Here is a 19,401-nt window from a genome sequence, read left to right as displayed (position 1 = left end):
GACGCTGCCTGGAGCTCCACTGTCATGACCGCCCCCGAATTCGACCCGGCGCTGGATAACTTCCGCGCCATTGCCGACGCCATCGCCACGCTGTTCTTTCCCCATGCCGAAGTGGTGCTGCACGACCTGCGCACGCAGAAGGTCGACTACATCGCCAACAACCTGTCCAAGCGTGAGATCGGCGACGACTCGTCGCTGGATGACATGCTCAGTGACGATGTCAGCGACAGGAACATCGGCCCGTACGAAAAGCTCAACTGGGACGGTCAGAAGATTCGCAGCCTGAGCACTGTGCTGCGCGACAGTGAAGATCGACCGCTCGCAGTGCTGTGCATCAATCTGAATATTTCCCTGTTCGAGAACGCCAAAGCGGCGCTGGACCTGTTTCTCTCGCCGAGCAAACTGATTCCGCAGCCCGACTCACTGTTCCGTGATGACTGGCAGGAACGCATCAACACCTTCCTCCACGCGTGGCTGCGCGAGCGGCAGTTGAGCCTGAATCTGCTGACCCGTGATCACAAACGCGAACTGGTGCTGGCGCTGCACGCCGAGGGCGCGTTCAAGGGCAAGAGCGCCTCGAACTACGTGGCCAATGTGCTGAACATGGGGCGGGCAACGGTGTACAAGCATTTGAAGGAATTGAAGGGCTGAAAATCAAAAGATCGCAGCCTTCGGCAGCTCCTACAGGAGAACGCATTCCCATGTAGGAGCTGCCGAAGGCTGCGATCTTTTCTATCAGTCACCGTAGATGTCGGTCTGGAAATACTTCTCGGAAATCTTCTGATACTCGCCACTCGCGCGAATCCCGTCGATGGCGCTGTTCAACTGGCTGACCAGCTCGGCATTACCCTTGCGCACCGCAATCCCCGCGCCCTCGCCAACATATTTGGGATCTTTCAACTCCGGCCCGACAAACGCATAACCCTTGCCACGCGGCATTGACAGGAAGTCATTGAGCGGAATGGTATCGGCGAAAATCGCATCGAGGCGCCCCGCCGCCAGGTCCATGTAGATTTCTTCGTTGTTGCTGTAGCGCTTGACGTTGATGGCTTTGGGTTCGAACACCTCGGTGGCGAAACGATCAGTGGTGGTCGCACGCTGCACACCAACATTCTTGCCTTTGAGGCTGGCGTACTGATCATCGACGCTGGCGCCTTCCTTCATCACCAGGCGCGAGGACGTGAAGTAATACTTGTGGCTGAAATCCACTGACTTCTTGCGATCTTCATTGATGGTCATCGACGACAGCGCCATGTCGATCTTCTTCACTTTCAGCGAAGGAATCAGCCCATCGAACTCGCCTTCGACCCACACGCACTTGACCTTCATCTGCGCGCACAGGGCATTGCCGATTTCGTAGTCGAAACCGACGATTTCACCTTTGTCGGTTTTCGATGCGAACGGCGGGTAAGCCGCTTCGATGCCGATACGCAGGGTTTTCTCGGCGGCGAAGGTGCTGGAACAGGCCAGCAGGCTGAGGACAAGGCCGGTGATCAGGGGGAGTTTCTTCATGTTCGTTCTCTCGCGGGTTGTTGTTGGTTTGGCAAGAAGAGCAGCTAATAAGCGGCAAGACAGAAGCTGTTTTTGTACTTGGAAATCCATACTGGACTCTCAGGTACAAATCGTCAATTGGCCTTAGCGATGTGTCAGCGAGATTTTGGGTAATGCAGAAGGCGTCATCGCGAGCAGGCTCACTCCTACATTTGGAATGCGGTCCCCTGTAGGAGTGAGCCTGCTCGCGATAGCGGATTTGAAGACACTACAGCACTTACTTCTTCCAGCGATCGGCGGCAGCATGATCACTGTCGCGCCCTTCGACCCAACGCGGTCCATCGCTGGTGTTTTCTTTCTTCCAGAACGGCGCGCGGGTTTTCAGGTAGTCCATGACGAAGGCGCAGGCATCGAACGCGGCCTGGCGGTGGGCGCTGGCAGCGCCGACGAAGACGATCGGCTCGCCCGGCTCCAGCGCGCCGATGCGGTGCAGCACTTCCAGCTTCAGCAGCGGCCAGCGCTGCTCGGCTTCGACAGCGATCTTGCCGAGGGCTTTTTCGGTCATGCCCGGATAGTGCTCCAGGAACATTCCCGCCACGTCGAGACCATCATTGAAGTCGCGCACATAACCGACAAAGCTCACCACCGCGCCAACGCCAACATTGGCCGCGTGCATCGCATTCACTTCACTGCCTGGATCGAACGGCATGGCCTGCACGCGAATCGCCATGTTCAGCCTCCGGTCACGGTCGGAAAAAACGCCACTTCGTCGCCATCGACCACGGGCTCGTCGAGCTGGCAAAGATCCTCGTTGCGCGCGCACATCAGATTCTGCTCGCTCAACACCTCGGCGCCGTCACGTTGCGCGAGCAGTGCGCGTACGTCATCGACGGTGGCAAAATCACCTTCAACCGTTACCGAATCCACGCCAAGCGCTTCACGGTAACGGGCAAAAAACTTCACGGTCAGGTTCATGGCTGCTCCGCCTGGAAGTGGCCGCTCTTGCCGCCGACTTTTTCCAGCAGACGCACGCTTTCGATAGTCATGCCTCGATCGACGGCTTTGCACATGTCGTAGATGGTCAGGGCGGCGACGCTGGCGGCGGTCAGCGCTTCCATCTCTACGCCGGTCTGCCCGGACAGCTTGCAGCGGGCGACGATGCGTACGCTGTCTTCGCCTTCGGCGCTGAGTTCGACTTTGACGCCCGTCAGCATCAGCGGATGGCACAGCGGAATGAGATCGCTGGTTTTCTTCGCCGCCTGGATCCCGGCGATGCGCGCCACAGCGAATACGTCGCCCTTGGGATGACCACCGCTGACAATCATCTGCAGGGTTTCGGGGAGCATGCGCACCAGCGCTTGAGCCGTCGCCTCACGGAACGTCACGGCTTTTTCAGTGACGTCGACCATGTTGGCGCGACCTTGGGAATCGAGATGAGTCAGCACGGGATTACTCCTGATCAGGAGCGTGGATTGTAAACCTGTGGGTCAGATATCCGCACGCACGAATATGGCGTTCTTGGTGTAGGAGCTGCCGAAGGCTGCGATCTTTTGACTTTGATTTTTAAAAAAACAAGATCAAAAGATCGCAGCCTTCGGCAGCTCCTACATTGGGATCTGCGTAAGGCATAAAAAACCGGGCGGCTTTAAGGGCCGCCCGGTCTTGTGGGAAGGGTTACAAATGCGATTCGGCGTATTCGGCCAGGATCGAGCGAGGCACCCCTTGCAGGGTGATGTGCACACCGTTGGGGAAATCCTTGAAGCGTTCGGTCAGGTAGGTCAGCCCGGAGCTGGTCGCGGACAGGTAAGGGGTATCGATCTGTGCCAGGTTGCCCAGGCACACCACTTTGGAACCGGCGCCGGCACGGGTGATGATGGTCTTCATCTGGTGCGGCGTGAGGTTCTGGCATTCGTCGATCAGGATCAGGCTCTGCTGGAAGCTGCGACCACGAATGTAGTTGAGCGATTTGAACTGCAACGGCACTTTACTGAGGATGTAATCGACGCTGCCATGGGTGTTTTCGTCATCCATGTGCAAGGCTTCGAGGTTGTCGGTGATGGCGCCCAGCCAAGGCTCCATTTTTTCCGCTTCGGTGCCGGGCAGGAAGCCGATTTCCTGGTCCAGACCCTGCACGCTGCGGGTGGCGATGATGCGGCGATAACGCTTGCTGACCATGGTCTGCTCGATCGCAGCGGCCAGCGCCAGAATGGTTTTACCGGACCCGGCAGCGCCGGACAGGTTAACCAGATGAATGTCCGGATCAAGCAACGCGTACAGCGCCAGACTCTGATAGATGTCGCGCGGCTTCAGGCCCCAGGCCTCCTGATGCAGCAGCGGTTCCTGATGCAGGTCGAGGATCAGCAGTCTGTCTTCCTGGATTTCCTTGATCCAGCCGACAAAGCCCTGCTCGTCGATGATGAACTCGTTGATGTGCACCGCCGGCAGGTTGTCGATCAGTTGCACCTGATGCCAGGTGCGGCCGTGGTCCTGACGGGTTTCGACCTTGCTCACGCGGTCCCAGAACGAGCCGGTCATGTTGTGGTAGCCGTTGGGCAGCAGGGACACGTCATCGACCAACTGGTCGGTGCTGTAGTCCTCGGCGTCGATGCCACAGGCGCGCGCCTTGAGGCGCATGTTGATGTCTTTGGTGACCAGCACCACTGGCTTCTGCGGGTCACGGGTGTGCAGATCGATCAACTGGTTGATGATTTTGTTGTCGTTCAGGTGCTCGGGCAGAATCAGGTTCGACTCGGCCTGCTTGCTCATCAGAATTGACAGCAAGCCCTTCGGCCCGCCCTTGCCACGCTGGATCGGCACGCCCAGCTCGACGTCTTCGGGGGACGCATCGCCCAGGGTCTTGTCGATCAGGCGGATTGCCTGGCGGCATTCGGCGGCTACGCTGTGATGGCCGCTTTTGAGCTTGTCCAGCTCTTCCAGCACGGTCATCGGGATGGCGACGTGGTGTTCTTCGAAATTCAGCAGGGCATTTGGATCGTGAATCAATACGTTGGTATCGAGTACATACAGGATTGGCTGGTTGGAGGAAGGGCTGCGTCCGTGATCATCCATACTCGGTCACCTATGTGGGAGCCATTCGACGCAATACCTTGACAGTGCTGCGCCTCGAGGTGACTGCCGAATTCATCCACGAGGGCCTGGATGAACTGCACACAATAGGAGTCTGGGAAGACGCCACCTGTGTTGCAGGTTTCGGCGGTCTGTCTTCGTAATACTCCAAAACCGATGACATAAAAAAGCTCTTTGACGGTTTTTTTAAGTTTATTTTGCAGAGTGACGAAAAGCCCTTGGCGGACTCCCCGTACCCCGCTAAAGTCGGAAGTCCGCCTGCAGCGAATTCCTCCTGAAAATCACCCCAAGTCCAATGTTTCCGGGCTTTTTCTCATTTCTCAACGAAACGCGTCCTGACAGTCTTCCCAGCCGATGCCGCTCTGCGCAGTCTGGGTGATCAGCCACGGCAGCGACGTCTTCACCGCATCCTGTTTCATGTTGAAATTGATCACCCCGTGACGCCACAGCAGCATCAGGGTCAGCACCCGCTGCGCGCTTGCCGGGCCCTTGAGCTTGCCGGCGCCGTCCTGAGCATCAATGTCCCACAGCGCTACTTGCAGGCCCTGGCTATTGAAAAAACCTTGCGCGTCACTGCGGCGCTGGCCATCCGGCGGACGGAACAGCGGCACGTAGTTTTCCGGCAACTTGTTCTTCACCAGATCAGCGCTGCGCCGCACCGAATCCTGCCAGTCCTGCCAATGGCTGTGGGAGCGGAATTCCCAACCCTGCACGCCCACGCACTGCCGGGAAAAGCTTGCCTGCAGGCTGCTGACCGAACGGCCCGCGAGTCGCGCCTGAATATCCTTGCCCAGAACAAAGAACGTTGCGCTCAGATTGGACTTGCGCAGGTACTCGGTCAGCCAGTCGGTGTTGTCCGGTTGCACGTTGGCGGCGCTGTCGAAGGTCAGCAGAAACAGCCGGTCGTGCATGTCTTCGCCGTTACGTTCGTAGTCGCCGAAACGATCGAATTCATTACTGGTTTGCGGTGACAGCGCGGCCTTGCGCATCAGCTCGTCGAGGTACTGCAAATGGAAGATCCGGCTCGGCTCGGCCCACTTGGTGTAATAGCTGTCGTCGCTGACCACGAACTTGGCCGCCTGCTCGCGCAGGGTCGGCAAGTCTTCGACGAGGAAGCAGAACGAGGCGTCCTGATCGCAGCTTTGCTGGGCGTGATTGTAGCTGGCGAGCAGACGCTGCCAGAGGCGCTGGCGCAACTGGTTGACCGCATCGATATTGACCGTGCGCAGACCCAGGCGCTGGGCCAGTGCCGCTTCGTCGATGGACTCGGTGCCGAGCAGGCCGCGAGCGAACATGAGGATTTCCGCCCGCGACGCAACATCGAACAGGGTCGGATTGCTCAGTTGCTCCGGCCAGGTCGTGCGATCCAGCGTCGCCGCATCGCCGGGCGCCGCCACGGCCGCGAAGCTCAGCAGCCACGCGGTAAATAAAAGAACAATGCGCAAAGGGATGTCTCCGTAACAAAACCCGCGCGGCACTATAGCTGATAAGCCACGACGCTGATCCCTGTAGGAGTGAGCCTGCTCGCGATAGCGATAGAACAGTCACGACAATGCTGAATGTCAGACCGCAATCGCGAGCAGGCTCACTCCTACAGGGGAATGCGCTCGGCCGTCGATCACCTATCACGCTCATAGCTGGAGTCAACAAGGACAACCCCCTAGAATCGCCCCCACGATCAAAGGAGACGACTTCATGCTGATGGTGATTTCCCCCGCCAAGACCCTCGACTACGAAACACCGCCGGCGACCCAGCGCTTTACCCAGCCGCAGTACCTCGACCATTCGCAGGAATTGATCCAGCAACTGCGCGAGCTGAGCCCGGCGCAGATCAGCGAGTTGATGCACGTGTCCGACAAGATCGGTGGCCTCAATGCCGCGCGTTTCAGCAGCTGGACGCCGGCCTTCACACCAGAGAACGCCAAGCAGGCCCTGCTTGCATTCAAGGGTGATGTTTACACCGGCCTCGACGCGCAGTCATTCAGCGAGGCGCAATTCGATTACGCGCAGAAGCACCTGCGCATGCTCTCCGGCCTTTACGGCCTGCTGCGCCCGCTGGACCTGATGCAACCCTATCGCCTGGAGATGGGCACCAAACTGGCCAACGCCCGTGGCAAGGATCTGTACGCGTTCTGGGGCACGCGCATCAGCGAATGGCTGAACGAAGCGCTGGCCGATCAGGGCGATGACGTGCTGCTCAACCTTGCATCCAACGAATACTTTTCCGCGGTCAAGCGCAGCGCCTTGAACGCGCGGATCATCAACACCGAGTTCAAGGATCAGAAGAACGGCCAGTACAAGATCATCAGTTTCTACGCGAAGAAAGCGCGCGGCCTGATGAGTCGTTTTGTGATTCAGGAACGCATCAACGATCCGGCTCAGCTCAAGCAATTCGATGTGCAGGGTTATCGCTACAGCGCCGAGCATTCGAAACCCGACAATCTGGTGTTTTTGCGCGACCACGCCCCGGAATAAAGCATGCCCTTTGCACGACTCTTTTCACGATGAGTCGTGCAGTCCGCCCGAAGTCAAAATCCCCTCGCTACATATCGCCAATTTCATGGCGCCAATAAAACCACACCCTGTTTTCTAATTTTAGTTTCACTCGACACTGAAGTTTTTTTTCAGTAGTGGCACTTAAATTTTTTACCGGTAGTGGCACAAAACTATCGACCCCGGTTTCACCCCGATCAGTAAAGGGCGAAATGGTTAGTGCTATCAATTTGCACCCAGTGCCATCTTCATCAATATTTCAAAAAATTTCGACCGGCACGATGAGCGGGCTGGAACTATGTCCAAATGCGTTGCTCATACCACCGGTAACGATTCTCGCCGAGTTTGTACGAGATAACTTACGCAGAGCAGATAGCCATGTAACCAAGTTGTCACAACAACTTGCCTGAGTGACTAACGAGTCTCAAAACAATCGAAGGACAGGAGATACGCACCATTAATATCCCCTACAAAGGCCAAGGCCGCGCCCCTATAAACGTGCTCGCCTGAGCACCTAACTGCTTGATTTACCGGCTCCCTACCGGACGTCGAGCAGGCTACACGACTGCACTAGAGTCTTCCCGCACGGAAGATCGGCTGCATAACAGGGCAAGTCATAACAACAAGGCCTAGTTGCGCACTTCTTGAGTGCACTTATTAGACACTCGGAACTTTGTATGCCTGCACACGGCATTGTGGCGCCTGTAAGCCGCACTTCCGAGTGCACTAGTGACCGCTGAACACCATTAACTCCGGCCTTCTAAGGCCTGATATATACAGAGGTAATTGCGATGCGCATCAGCATATTTGGTTTGGGTTACGTTGGCGCAGTATGTGCCGGTTGCCTGTCTGCACGGGGCCATGACGTAGTTGGCGTCGACGTTGCCAAAGACAAGATCGACATGATTAACGCCGGCAAATCGCCGATTGTTGAACCGGGCCTGGGCGAACTGCTGCAACAGGGTATCCAGACCGGTCGTCTGCGCGGCACGACCAACTTCGCCGAGGCGATTCGTGATACCGACCTGTCGATGATCTGCGTCGGCACGCCAAGCAAAAAGAACGGCGACCTGGAACTGAACTACATCGAGGCCGTTTGCCGCGAGATCGGTTTTGTCCTGCGTGAAAAAACCACCCGCCACACCATCGTCGTGCGCAGCACCGTGTTGCCAGGCACCGTGGCCAACGTGGTCATCCCGATTCTGGAAGACTGCTCGGGCAAGAAAGCCGGCGTCGATTTCGGCGTTGCGGTCAACCCGGAATTCCTCCGCGAATCCACCGCCATCGCTGACTACGATCAGCCACCGATGACCGTTATCGGCGAGTTCGATACCGCCTCGGGCGACGTTCTGCAATCGCTGTACGAAGAACTCGACGCACCGATCATCCGCAAGGACATCGCCGTTGCCGAGATGATCAAGTACACCTGCAACGTCTGGCACGCGACCAAAGTGACCTTCGCCAACGAGATCGGCAACATCGCCAAAGCCGTCGGCGTCGATGGTCGTGAAGTGATGGAAGTGGTCTGCCAGGACAAGACTCTGAACCTGTCCCAGTACTACATGCGTCCGGGCTTCGCCTTCGGCGGCTCGTGCCTGCCCAAAGACGTACGTGCGCTGACCTACCGCGCCGGTTCCCTGGACGTCGAAGCACCGCTGCTCAACTCGCTGATGCGCAGTAACGAATCGCAAGTGCAGAACGCTTTCGACATCGTTGAAAGCCATGAAAAACGCAAAGTCGCCCTGCTCGGTCTGAGCTTCAAGGCCGGCACCGACGACCTGCGCGAAAGCCCGCTGGTCGAACTGGCGGAAATGCTGATCGGCAAGGGTTACGACCTGAGCATCTACGACAGCAACGTCGAGTACGCCCGTGTCCACGGTGCGAACAAGGACTACATCGAATCGAAGATTCCGCATGTGTCGTCCCTGCTCAACTCCGACTTCGACTCGGTCATCGACAACTCCGACGTGATCATCCTCGGCAACCGCGACGAGAAATTCCGTGCGCTGGCCCAGGAAGCACCACAGGGCAAGCAAGTCATCGACCTGGTGGGCTTCATGTCCAAGGCCACCAGCGCCGGTAGCCGCACCGAAGGCATTTGCTGGTAAGGCTGCAGCAAGCCTCAAGCTTCAGGCCGCAAGCAAAGCAACACGCTTGCGGCTTGAAGCCTCCATCACCTTCGGATGACGGTTATGACCAAGCTCAAACATTTTTTTCTGCAATCAGCCGGCTGGCTTTTTTATCTCAGTCTGCTGATGGGCCTGGCCTTGATGCTGCCCACGTCCACATTCGACTCCGAGTCGAAGGACTTCATTTTCCTGATTGGCGCCGTGGGTATCTGGCGCTACTCGATGGGTGCAACGCACTTTGTGCGCGGCATGATTTTTCTCTACATCGTTTACCCGCACCTGCGTCGCAAAGTACGCAAGCTGGGTAAAGCGGCCGATCCGTCGCATGTGTTTCTGATGGTCACCAGCTTTCGTATTGACGCGCTGACCACAGCGCAGGTCTACAGCTCGGTGATCCGCGAAGCCATCGACTGCGAACTGCCGACCACCATTGTCTGCTCGATCGTGGAAATGTCCGACGAGCTGCTGGTCAAGGCGCTGTGGGCGCGGATGAATCCGCCGGAGCGAGTCAAGCTCGACTTCGTACGCATTCCCGGTACCGGCAAGCGCGATGGTCTGGCGTTCGGTTTCCGCGCGATCTCCCGTCACCTGCCGGACGACCGTGCCGTGGTGGCCGTGATCGACGGCGACACCGTGCTCGGCGAAGGCGTCGTGCGCAAGACCGTGCCGTGGTTCCAGCTGTTCGGCAATGTCGGCGGCCTGACCACCAACGAGTTCTGCGAAGTGCGCGGCGGCTACATCATGAGCGAATGGCACAAGCTGCGTTTCGCCCAGCGCCACATCAACATGTGCTCGATGGCCCTGTCCAAGCGCGTGCTGACCATGACCGGTCGGATGTCGGTGTTCAAAGCCTCCGTGGTGACCAATCCGGAATTCATCGCCGACGTTGAAAGCGACTCGCTGCAACACTGGCGTCTGGGGCGTTTCAAGTTCCTTACCGGTGACGACAAATCGAGCTGGTTCAGCCTGATGCGTCTGGGTTACGACACCTTCTACGTGCCGGACGCCGCGATCAACACCGTTGAGCACCCGCCGGAAAAGAGCTTTATCAAGGCCAGCCGCAAGCTGATGTTCCGCTGGTACGGCAACAACCTGCGCCAGAACTCGCGCGCACTCGGTCTGGGTATCCGTCGCCTCGGCGCGTTCACCTCGGTGGTGCTGTTCGACCAGCGCGTGTCGATGTGGACCTCGCTGCTCGGCTTGACCGTCGCACTGATCGCCAGCTTCAAGTACGGCACCGCGTTCATCCTCGTGTACCTGCTGTGGATCGGTATCACCCGCCTGATCCTGACGCTGTTGCTGTCGTGTTCCGGCCACCGCATCGGTCCTGCTTACCCGGCGATTCTGTATTACAACCAGATCGTTGGCGCCCTGGTGAAGATCTACGTGTTCTTCCGCCTCGACCAACAATCCTGGACTCGCCAGCCCACATCCCTGACCCGTGATCTCGCCAGCTTTCAACGTTGGTTCAACACCTGGTCGTCTCGGACCATGACCTTCTCCGCCGGCAGCATTTTTGTCGCCGTGCTGCTGATGATGGTCTGACCCGCTCCTATTGAATTAACAAGGAAATCGCCCCTATGAATACCGCCGTCAACGTCAACGTAGTGCATGAATCCGAAGCCCAGCGCCAGCACGCTCGCGTGAAAATCCCGGCCAAGCTGCGTTTCTTCGGCCCTGACCGGACTCCGCTCGAAGCGCGCGTCCTCGATCTGTCGGCCGGCGGCCTGGCGTTCAACGCCGGGCAGATGCCGCTGACCATCGGCGAGGTGTACAAGGCACGTCTGCAATTCGTCATCGACAACCTCGGCCTGGCCATGGACGTTGAACTGCAGGTGCGTTCCTTCGATCGCGCCACCGGCCGCGCCGGCTGCCAGTTCCAGAACCTCGAGCCGCAGGACATTTCCACCCTGCGCCACCTGATCACTTCGCACCTGGCCGGCGACATCGTCAGCATCGGCGAAGTGCTGGCGACCCTGCAGCGCGACAACTTCACCAAGGCGCGCAAGAACAAGACCAATGACACCGGCATGACCCCGTTCGGCCGTCTGAAAGCCGTGACCTTCAGCGCCGGTATTTTCGCTGTTGGTCTGGTCGCTGCCGGTTTCATCTTCAAGTCGGTGTACGGCATGTACTTCGTCAGCCACGCCCAGGCCGGTCTGGTCAGCGTGCCGGGGATGAACATCACCATGCCGCGCGACGGCACCGTGCAGAGCCTGGTCAAGTCCGACGGCGTTGCCGCCAAAGGCGCACCGCTGGCGACCTTCAGCACCAGCATGCTCGACGTGCTCAAGGGTCATCTGGCCGAAGATCAACTGGCCCCGGCCAAGGTTGAAGAACTGTTCGGCAAGCAAATGACCGGCACCCTGACTTCGCCGTGCGACTGCACCGTGGCCCAGCAACTGGTGGCTGACGGTCAGTACGCGAGCAAGGGCGACGTGATCTTCCAGTTGGTGCCGCGCAACACCCAGGCCAACGTTGAAGCACGCTTCTCCTATCGCCAGTTCGGCGACGTGCGTCCGGGTACGCCTGTGAGCTTCCAGATCGCCGGCGAAGACAAGACCCGCACCGGCAAGATCGTCAGCAGCACCAGCCTGAAAAGCGCCGACCTGTCCTCCGATATCCGCGTGCAGATCCAGCCTGACGAGCCGCTCGACAGCAGCCTCGCCGGCCGCCCGGTGGAAGTGAACAGCGACCGTGGCCCGAACCTGAACTGGCTGATCGACAAAGCCATGGCTGCCGGTCTTTAAGTCGAGGACATGCCTGTGACTACGCATAACTTGAACACACCGCCGACCCTGTGGGAGCGAGCCTGCTCGCGAAAGGGCCAGCGCGGTCTGTCTGAAGTACCGAGTCGACTGCTTCGCGAGCAGGCTCACTCCTACATGGGAACAGTGTGTGCCCTGGCATTGGCGGTGAGTCTGGCCGGTTGCGCCGGGCTGCCCGATCAGCGTCTGGCCAACGAAGCGCTCAAGCGTGGCGACACCGCCACCGCTGCGCAGAATTACCAGCAACTGGCCGATCTGGGTTACAGCGAGGCGCAAGTCGGCCTGGCCGATATCCAGGTCGACAGCCGCGACCCGGCGCAGATGAAACAGGCCGAGGCGACTTACCGCGCAGCGGCCAGCGTTTCGCCGCGTGCCCAGGCACGTCTCGGTCGCCTGCTGGTGGCCAAGCCTGGCTCGACCGAAGCCGAACACCATGAAGCCGAAACCCTGCTGAAGAAAGCCGCCGCCAATGGCGAAGGCAACACGTTGATCCCGCTGGCGATGCTGTATCTGCAATATCCGCACAGCTTCCCCAACATCAACGCTCAGCAGCAGATCGATCAGTGGCGCAAGTCCGGTTACCCGGAAGCCGGTCTGGCGCAGGTGCTGCTGTATCGCACCCAGGGCACTTACGACCAACATCTGGATGACGTGGAAAAAATCTGCAAGGCCGCGCTCAACACCACCGACATCTGCTACGTCGAACTAGCCACCGTTTACCAGAAGCGCGGCCAGGCGGACCAACAGGCCGAGCTGATCAAGCAGATGCAGGCCGGTTACAGCCGTGGCACCGTCACCGCGCAGCGTGTCGATTCCGTGGCCCGTGTGCTGGCCGATTCGACCCTGGGCAAGACCGACGAAAAAACCGCGCAGGCGTTGCTCGAACCGATCGCTCCAGGCTACCCGGCGTCGTGGGTGACCCTCGCCCAATTGCTTTACGACTTCCCCGAACTGGGCGACGTCGACCAGATGATGAAGTATCTGGACAATGGCCGCGCCGCCGACCAGCCGCGCGCCGAACTGTTGCTGGGCAAGGTCTACTACGAAGGCAAAATGGTTCCGGCTGACGCGAAGGTTGCCGAGGAACATTTCCAGAAAGCCGTGGGCCGCGAAGTCGCCGCCGATTACTACCTCGGTCAGATCTACCGTCGTGGCTACCTCGGCAAGGTCTATCCGCAGAAGGCTCTGGACCACTTGCTGACCGCTGCGCGCAACGGCCAGAACAGTGCCGACTTCGCCATTGCCCAGCTGTTCTCCCAAGGCAAGGGCACCAAGCCTGATCCGCTGAACGCTTACGTATTCAGCCAACTGGCCAAGGCCCAGAACACCCCGCAAGCCGATGAACTGGCAGCGACCCTTGAGGCGCAACTGCCGCCCGAGCGCCTGCCCGAAGCCCGCCGCCTGTTGCAACAGGAACAGGCCAGCCGTGGCGCCCTGAACTCGAACACGCTGCAACTGCACGCCCTGCAAGAAGAAGACGGCGAGGAAAAACTATGAAGCTGAACCCATTCGTGAAGGCCGGTATTGGCCTCACCTTCGCGCTGATCTGGTCTTGCCCGACACTGGCTGCGATGACTGAAAGCAAGAACTTCGGTCTGGAAGTGAAACTCACCGGTCAGTCCGAAGACGACCGTGACCTCGGCACTGCCGGTGGCGGCGACGTCAACGGCGTGGGCCTCGACCTGCGTCCGTGGATCTACGGCGAAAGCGGCGCGTGGAGCGCCTACGCGATGGGTCAGGCCGTGACCTCGACCGACATCATCGAGACCGACACCCTGCAGCAGTCCGACGGTGCACAGACCACCGACAGCGGCGATCGCGAAACCAAGAAGAACTACCTGGCGATGCGCGAGTTCTGGGTCGGCTACAGCGGCTTCACGCCCTACCCTGGCGAGATCCTCAAGTTCGGTCGTCAGCGTCTGCGCAATGACGACGGCCAATGGCGCGACACCAACATCGAAGCGCTGAACTGGACCTTCGACACCACCCTGCTGCGCGCCAATGCCGGTGTCGCCGAGCGTTTCAGCGAATACCGCACCGACTTGAAAGAGCTGGCACCGAAAGACAAGGATCGCCTGCATGCCTACGCCGACGCCGCTTACCAGTGGACACCGGGGCAGTGGGTCGGCATTCGCGGTCATCATGCCCACGATGACGGCAAACTCGATTACGCCGAGCCGGGCGTGCCGCGTGATTCGCTGGACAAAACCCAGAACGGCGACATCAGCTGGATCGGCCTGACCGCCGACAGCGACGCCTACAACTGGCGCAACACCAACACCGTCAACTACTGGGGCAGCATCACCGGCATGAGCGGCGACCGTGACACGGTCAACGCGCTGAACGCCGACGGCACGCGCCCGACACAAGCCAAGCGCAGCGATGACATCAGCGGCTGGGCCGCCGATGTCGGCGTGCGTCTGCGCCTCGATCCGCAGTGGCAAGTCGGCGGTGCCTACGCCCGCGCCAGTGCCGATTACGAACAGAACGGTCTGGAGAGCAACCGCTCCAACTACACCGGTACCCGTTCGCGCGTGCACCGTTTCGGCGAAGCGTTCCGTGGCGAAATGAACAACATGCAGACCGCCACTCTGTTCGGTTCGTGGATGATCAACGACGAGTACGACGCCAGCCTGATCTACCACAAGTTCTGGCGTGTCGACGGCAACAAGCCGGTCGGCAGCAACGGCATCAACGCGGTGGAAAACAACACCGACGACGTCACCGGCGCAATCCTCTCCAGCACATCCTTGCCGCTTGAAGATGGCAACAAGGACCTGGGTCAGGAAATGGACCTGGTCGTCACCAAGTACTTCAAGCAAGGCCTGTTGCCGGCGGCGTTGAGCCAGTCGATCGACGAGCCTTCGGCACTGGTGCGTTTCCGTGGCGGTGTGTTCAAACCGGGCGACGCCTACGGCAGCCAGGTTGATTCCTACATGCACCGCGCATTCATTGACGTGATCTGGCGCTTCTGATGCAAACCGCCAAGGGAGTGCCCGACATGATCAGCACCAGAACAGGCTCACTAAGCCTGCTGGCCGGCGCGATGCTGCTGGCCAGCGCCGGCGCCTTCGCCAATGTTGAACCGGCCAAGCCTGCGACCGTGGCCAAGGAACTGCAACAGGCCAAGACCTACACCGTCAGCAGCGCGCCGACCGAGGCGCTGCAACTGGCCAAGCCGACACTGCCCGACCTGTCCGGCTTCACCGCCGAAGCCGCTGCCGCGAAGATCGTGCGCAGCAAGCCGGGCAAGATCAGCGTGCGCCGGATGATGCAGGAAAACGCGCTTAAGGATTTCATCGGCGGCGATAACAAGATGGCCGAATGGGTTGTGCGTCAGCACGGCATTCCGCAGGCGATCTTCATCGACGACGGCTACATGAACCTCAAGGATCTGGCGAAAAAACTGCCCAAGCAGTATTTCAGCGAGACCTCACCGGGCGTGTACCTGGCCAAATTGCCGATCGTGGTCGGCGAGAAAGGCATCCTCGAAATCGACGGTCAGACCCAGGAACTGCGCCTGTCCCAAGAGGCCGGTTCGTTCCTGGTCAACGACGGCAAATTGTTCGTGCGTGACACCAAAGTCACCGGCTGGCGCGAGAAGGACAACGGCCCGGCAACCTTCCGTTCGCCGAAGGAATTCCGTCCGTTCCTGCTCGCCTGGGGCGGCACCGAGACCTACATCGTCAACAGCAAGATGGCCAGTTTCGGTTACGCCAACAGTAAGTCGTACGGGGTGAGTATTTCCCAGTACACGCCGAACATGGCCAAGGTTCTCAAACGTCCCGAGCCAACCGGCTGGATCGTCGGCTCCGAGTTCTCGGACATGTGGTACGGCTTCTACTGCTACGAAACCCGCGACTTCGTGGTCAAGGGCAACACCTACAAAGACAACATCGTCTACGGCATCGACCCGCATGACCGCTCGCACCGTCTGATCATTGCCGAGAACACTGTTTACGGCACGAAGAAGAAGCACGGGATCATCATTTCCCGTGAGGTCAACGACAGCTTCATCTTCAACAACAAGAGTTACGACAACAAGTTGTCGGGCCTGGTGATCGACCGTAACAGCGTCAACAACATCATTGCCTACAACGAGATCTACAAGAACCACACCGACGGCATCACGCTCTACGAGTCCGCCGACAACCTGCTGTGGGGCAACAAGGTCATCAGCAATACCCGTCACGGCATCCGTATTCGTAACAGCGTGAACATCCGCCTGTACGAAAACGTTGCCATGACCAACGGCCTGACCGGTATCTACGGCCACATCAAGGACCTGACCGACACCGACCGTGACATCAAGCTCGACCCGTTCGACGCGCAGGTGTCGCTGATCGTGGTCGGTGGCGAACTGGCGGCCAACGGCAGCGGCCCGCTGTCGATCGATTCGCCGCTGAGTGTCGAGCTGTATCGCGTGTCGATGCTGGCGCCGACCAAGTCCAGCGGCATCAGCTTCAACGGCATCCTCGGCGAGCGCCAGGATGAAATTCTCGATTTGCTGGTGCGCCAGCAGAAAGCCGTGCTGATCGACCCTGTCGAACGCCAGACCGAAATGCAGGACTGAGGATAATTTTTATGCACCCACACATGATCAAACTGCTCAGCCTCTCGGCCCTGACCCTCGGCATTCTCGCTGCCGGCAACGCCCGCGCCGACGCTGACGGCGCAAGCGTCACGCCACCGAAGTTCACCGCCGAGCCGTGCTGCAACCTGTGCCCGGCGGCCCATGATGCGAAGAACTACACCACGCGTTATCAGCAGAACTTCACCACGCTGGTACAGGCTCAGGGCGACTGGCTGTTCCGTACCCAGGAAGACCTGCGCACCGAGTTCAACACCACGCCAGCAGGCTACAAGCGTCTGCAGCAGTTGCACGATGCGTTCAAGAGCAAAGGCGTGGAGCTGGTGATCGTCTACCAGCCGACCCGTGGCCTGGTGAACCGCAACAAGCTCAACCCGCAGGAAAAAGCCGCGTTCGATTACGAGAAAGCGCTGGGCAACTACAAGACCATGCTTGGCCGTTTCGCCAAGATGGGTTACGTGGTGCCGGACCTGTCGCCGCTGACCAACGAATCGCTGCCGGACACCCTGCCCGCCCACGATTTCTACTTCCGTGGCGACCAGCACTGGACGCCATACGGCGCTCAGCGCACGGCAAAAATCGTGGCGGAAAAGGTCAAGCAGATCCCCGCTTTCGCCGACATTCCCAAGCGTGAATTCGAGACCAAGAAGTCCGGGCGCATGGGCAAGACCGGCACCCTGCACAACATGGCCGGGCAACTGTGTGGCACCAGCTACGCGATCCAGTACATGGACCAGTTCACCACCGAGCCGAAAGGCGAGGCCGGTGACGGCGACCTGTTCGGCGATTCCGGCAATCCGCAGATCACCCTGGTCGGTACGTCGCACAGCGGCAAGAACTATAACTTCGCCGGTTTCCTCGAAGAAGCCATCGGCGCCGACATTCTCAACGTGGCCTTCCCCGGCGGCGGTTTCGAAGGTTCGATGCTGCAGTACCTGGGCAGCGAAGAATTCCAGAAGACCCCGCCGAAGATTCTCATCTGGGAATTCTCGCCGCTGTATCGCCTCGACCAGGAAACCATCTATCGCCAGATGATGGCGCTCCTCGACAACGGTTGCGAAGGCAAAGACGCGCAGATGTCCGCCAGCACCACGCTGAAGCCGGGCAGCAAGCAAGAACTGCTGGTCAACAGCAAGAACCTGAACCTGCAGAACGCCAGTCATCAGGTCGACATCCGCTTCGCCGACACCTCGGTGAAAACCCTGCAAGCCACCCTCTGGTACATGAACGGTCGCCACGAGGACATCAAGATCGAGAAACCGGAAACCTCCGACACCGACGGTCGTTTCGCCTTTGAGCTGCGCACGGACGAAGACTGGGCCTCGCAAAACCTGCTGGCGGTCGAAGTCCAGGGTCCTGAAGCCGGACCTGGCGCCGCGCCACAAAAAGTCGAAGCGAAAATCTGCAAACGCAACGTATTCCCGGGCGTCGGTCAACAGACCGCGCAGCTCGGGCAATGAGGTCTGCTATGCGAAATCCGAAACTGAAAAACCTGTTGGCACCGACACTCCTGAGCCTGGCGATGTTCGCCGGGGCAACTCAGGCTGCCGCGCCATTGCGTCCACCGCAGGGCTACTTCGCCCCGGTGGATAAATTCAAGACCGGCGACAACAGCGACGGCTGCGACGCGATGCCGGCGCCGTACACCGGTCCGCTGCAATTTCGCAGCAAATACGAAGGTTCCGACAAGGCTCGCGCAACGCTGAACGTGCAGTCGGAAAAAGCCTTTCGCGACACCACCAAAGACATCACCACGCTGGAGCGCGGCACTGCCAAGCGCGTCATGCAGTTCATGCGTGACGGTCGCCCGGAGCAGCTCGAATGCACGCTCAACTGGCTGACCGCGTGGGCCAAGGCCGATGCGCTGATGTCCAAAGACTTCAACCACACCGGCAAGTCGATGCGCAAATGGGCGCTGGGCAGCATGGCCTCGTCGTACATTCGCCTGAAGTTTTCCGACTCGCACCCGCTGGCCCAACACCAGCAGGAAGCGCAGCTGATCGAAGCCTGGTTCAGCAAAATGGCCGATCAGGTGGTCAGCGACTGGGACAACCTGCCGCTGGAAAAAACCAACAATCACTCGTACTGGGCTGCCTGGTCGGTGATGGCCACCGCCGTCGCCACCAACCGCCGCGACCTGTTTGATTGGGCGGTGAAGGAATACAAGGTTGGCGTCAATCAAGTCGACGCCGATGGCTTCCTGCCTAACGAACTCAAGCGCCAGCAACGCGCCCTCGCCTATCACAACTACGCCCTGCCGCCGCTGGCGATGATCGCCAGTTTCGCCCAGGTCAACGGGGTCGATCTGCGCCAGGAAAACAACGGCGCACTCAAGCGTCTGGGTGATCGTGTGTTGGCCGGCGTGAAGGACCCTGACGAGTTCGAAGAAAAGAACGGCAAAAAGCAGGACATGACCGACTTGAAAGAGGACATGAAATTCGCCTGGCTCGAACCGTTCTGCACGCTCTACACCTGTGCGCCGGACGTGATCGAGAAGAAACGCGACATGCAACCGTTCAAGACCTTCCGCCTTGGCGGCGACCTGACCAAGGTCTACGACCCGTCGCATGAAAAGGGCAACAAGGGTTCTTGAAAGGCGAAAAGCAAAAGCCCCTCACCCTAACCCTCTCCCGGAGGGAGAGGGGACTGACCGAGGTGCTTTTGAGAAATCCGCCGACCTGAAATACCGAGTCGATCTCCATTTTTGAAAACCATGGAGATCAGGCTCCCTCTCCCTCCGGGAGAGGGCGGGGGGTGAGGGGCGCGGTCTGAAGGCCAGCCCAGACCTCAAGCAAACACTGTGTCACCCCTCCACTACCACGGGGGGTTTGGGGGGGCTTTG

General features: G+C 59.3%; 16 protein-coding genes. 10 read left to right on the top strand and 6 right to left on the bottom strand.

Annotation, left to right across the window (positions count from 1 at the left end):
* The first annotated feature begins 24 nt into the window (after positions 1–24).
* Complete coding sequence (locus J2Y90_RS10705) at positions 25–651, top strand: helix-turn-helix transcriptional regulator (RefSeq protein WP_253499243.1); 627 nt, start codon at positions 25–27, stop codon at positions 649–651.
* A gap of 84 nt (positions 652–735) precedes the next feature.
* On the opposite strand, the gene J2Y90_RS10700 is transcribed toward J2Y90_RS10705, so the two are convergent.
* The 6 genes from J2Y90_RS10700 to J2Y90_RS10675 all read right to left on the bottom strand — a co-directional run bounded on the left by J2Y90_RS10700 (position 736) and on the right by J2Y90_RS10675 (position 6,023).
* Entirely contained in the window at positions 736–1,512 is a 777-nt protein-coding gene (locus tag J2Y90_RS10700) for an ABC transporter substrate-binding protein (RefSeq protein WP_253499240.1), read from the bottom strand.
* A 256-nt stretch (positions 1,513–1,768) separates the two neighbouring features.
* On the bottom strand, positions 1,769–2,221 hold the full coding sequence (gene moaE / locus J2Y90_RS10695; RefSeq protein WP_253499238.1) for a molybdopterin synthase catalytic subunit MoaE: 453 nt from the start codon (positions 2,219–2,221) through the stop codon (positions 1,769–1,771).
* A gap of 2 nt (positions 2,222–2,223) precedes the next feature.
* Positions 2,224–2,466 carry a MoaD/ThiS family protein gene (locus J2Y90_RS10690; protein ID WP_253499236.1) on the bottom strand — a complete coding sequence of 81 codons (243 nt, stop codon included), beginning with the start codon at positions 2,464–2,466 and terminating at the stop codon, positions 2,224–2,226.
* Positions 2,463–2,936: a cyclic pyranopterin monophosphate synthase MoaC gene (gene moaC, locus J2Y90_RS10685; RefSeq protein WP_008080206.1), complete on the bottom strand. Its 474-nt coding sequence runs from the start codon at positions 2,934–2,936 to the stop codon at positions 2,463–2,465. Before moaC ends, J2Y90_RS10690 begins: the two co-directional genes overlap by 4 nt.
* 229 nt (positions 2,937–3,165) lie before the next feature.
* Positions 3,166–4,560, bottom strand: coding sequence for a PhoH family protein (locus J2Y90_RS10680; protein WP_024011685.1), 1,395 nt, complete (start codon positions 4,558–4,560; stop codon positions 3,166–3,168).
* Positions 4,561–4,898: 338 nt separating this feature from the next.
* Entirely contained in the window at positions 4,899–6,023 is a 1,125-nt protein-coding gene (locus tag J2Y90_RS10675; protein ID WP_253499233.1) for a polysaccharide deacetylase family protein, read from the bottom strand.
* 250 nt (positions 6,024–6,273) lie between these two features.
* Between J2Y90_RS10675 and yaaA the strand changes: the two genes are divergently transcribed.
* The 9 genes from yaaA (at position 6,274) to J2Y90_RS10630 (ending at position 19,152) form a co-directional block, all read left to right on the top strand.
* Complete coding sequence (yaaA, locus tag J2Y90_RS10670; protein ID WP_253499230.1) at positions 6,274–7,053, top strand: peroxide stress protein YaaA; 780 nt, start codon at positions 6,274–6,276, stop codon at positions 7,051–7,053.
* An 809-nt stretch (positions 7,054–7,862) separates the two neighbouring features.
* Positions 7,863–9,179 (top strand): nucleotide sugar dehydrogenase, encoded by a 1,317-nt coding sequence (locus J2Y90_RS10665; protein WP_186551312.1) that lies wholly within the window; start codon positions 7,863–7,865, stop codon positions 9,177–9,179.
* An 84-nt stretch (positions 9,180–9,263) separates the two neighbouring features.
* The gene (gene alg8 / locus J2Y90_RS10660) at positions 9,264–10,745 is read left to right on the top strand and encodes a mannuronan synthase (protein ID WP_162098720.1); all 1,482 of its coding nucleotides are present in this window, start codon (positions 9,264–9,266) and stop codon (positions 10,743–10,745) included.
* Positions 10,746–10,780: 35 nt separating this feature from the next.
* Positions 10,781–11,950 carry an alginate biosynthesis protein Alg44 gene (locus J2Y90_RS10655; protein ID WP_024011680.1) on the top strand — a complete coding sequence of 390 codons (1,170 nt, stop codon included), beginning with the start codon at positions 10,781–10,783 and terminating at the stop codon, positions 11,948–11,950.
* A gap of 9 nt (positions 11,951–11,959) precedes the next feature.
* A complete protein-coding gene (algK, locus tag J2Y90_RS10650) occupies positions 11,960–13,465 on the top strand; it encodes an alginate biosynthesis TPR repeat lipoprotein AlgK (RefSeq protein WP_301291639.1) in 1,506 nt (501 codons plus the stop codon).
* On the top strand, positions 13,462–14,943 hold the full coding sequence (locus J2Y90_RS10645; RefSeq protein ID WP_253499224.1) for an alginate export family protein: 1,482 nt from the start codon (positions 13,462–13,464) through the stop codon (positions 14,941–14,943). The genes algK and J2Y90_RS10645 overlap by 4 nt, the downstream gene beginning before the upstream one ends.
* Before the next feature lie 26 nt (positions 14,944–14,969).
* The gene (algG, locus tag J2Y90_RS10640; RefSeq protein ID WP_253499221.1) at positions 14,970–16,541 is read left to right on the top strand and encodes a mannuronan 5-epimerase AlgG; all 1,572 of its coding nucleotides are present in this window, start codon (positions 14,970–14,972) and stop codon (positions 16,539–16,541) included.
* Between the two features lie 11 nt (positions 16,542–16,552).
* A complete protein-coding gene (locus J2Y90_RS10635; protein WP_253499218.1) occupies positions 16,553–18,019 on the top strand; it encodes an alginate O-acetyltransferase in 1,467 nt (488 codons plus the stop codon).
* An 8-nt stretch (positions 18,020–18,027) separates the two neighbouring features.
* On the top strand, positions 18,028–19,152 hold the full coding sequence (locus J2Y90_RS10630) for a mannuronate-specific alginate lyase (RefSeq protein WP_123418168.1): 1,125 nt from the start codon (positions 18,028–18,030) through the stop codon (positions 19,150–19,152).
* Positions 19,153–19,401 lie beyond the last annotated feature (249 nt).

Source organism: Pseudomonas koreensis, assembly GCF_024169245.1.
Classification (GTDB): domain Bacteria; phylum Pseudomonadota; class Gammaproteobacteria; order Pseudomonadales; family Pseudomonadaceae; genus Aquipseudomonas; species Aquipseudomonas koreensis_F.
This window is presented reverse-complemented; position numbering and strand designations above follow the sequence as displayed.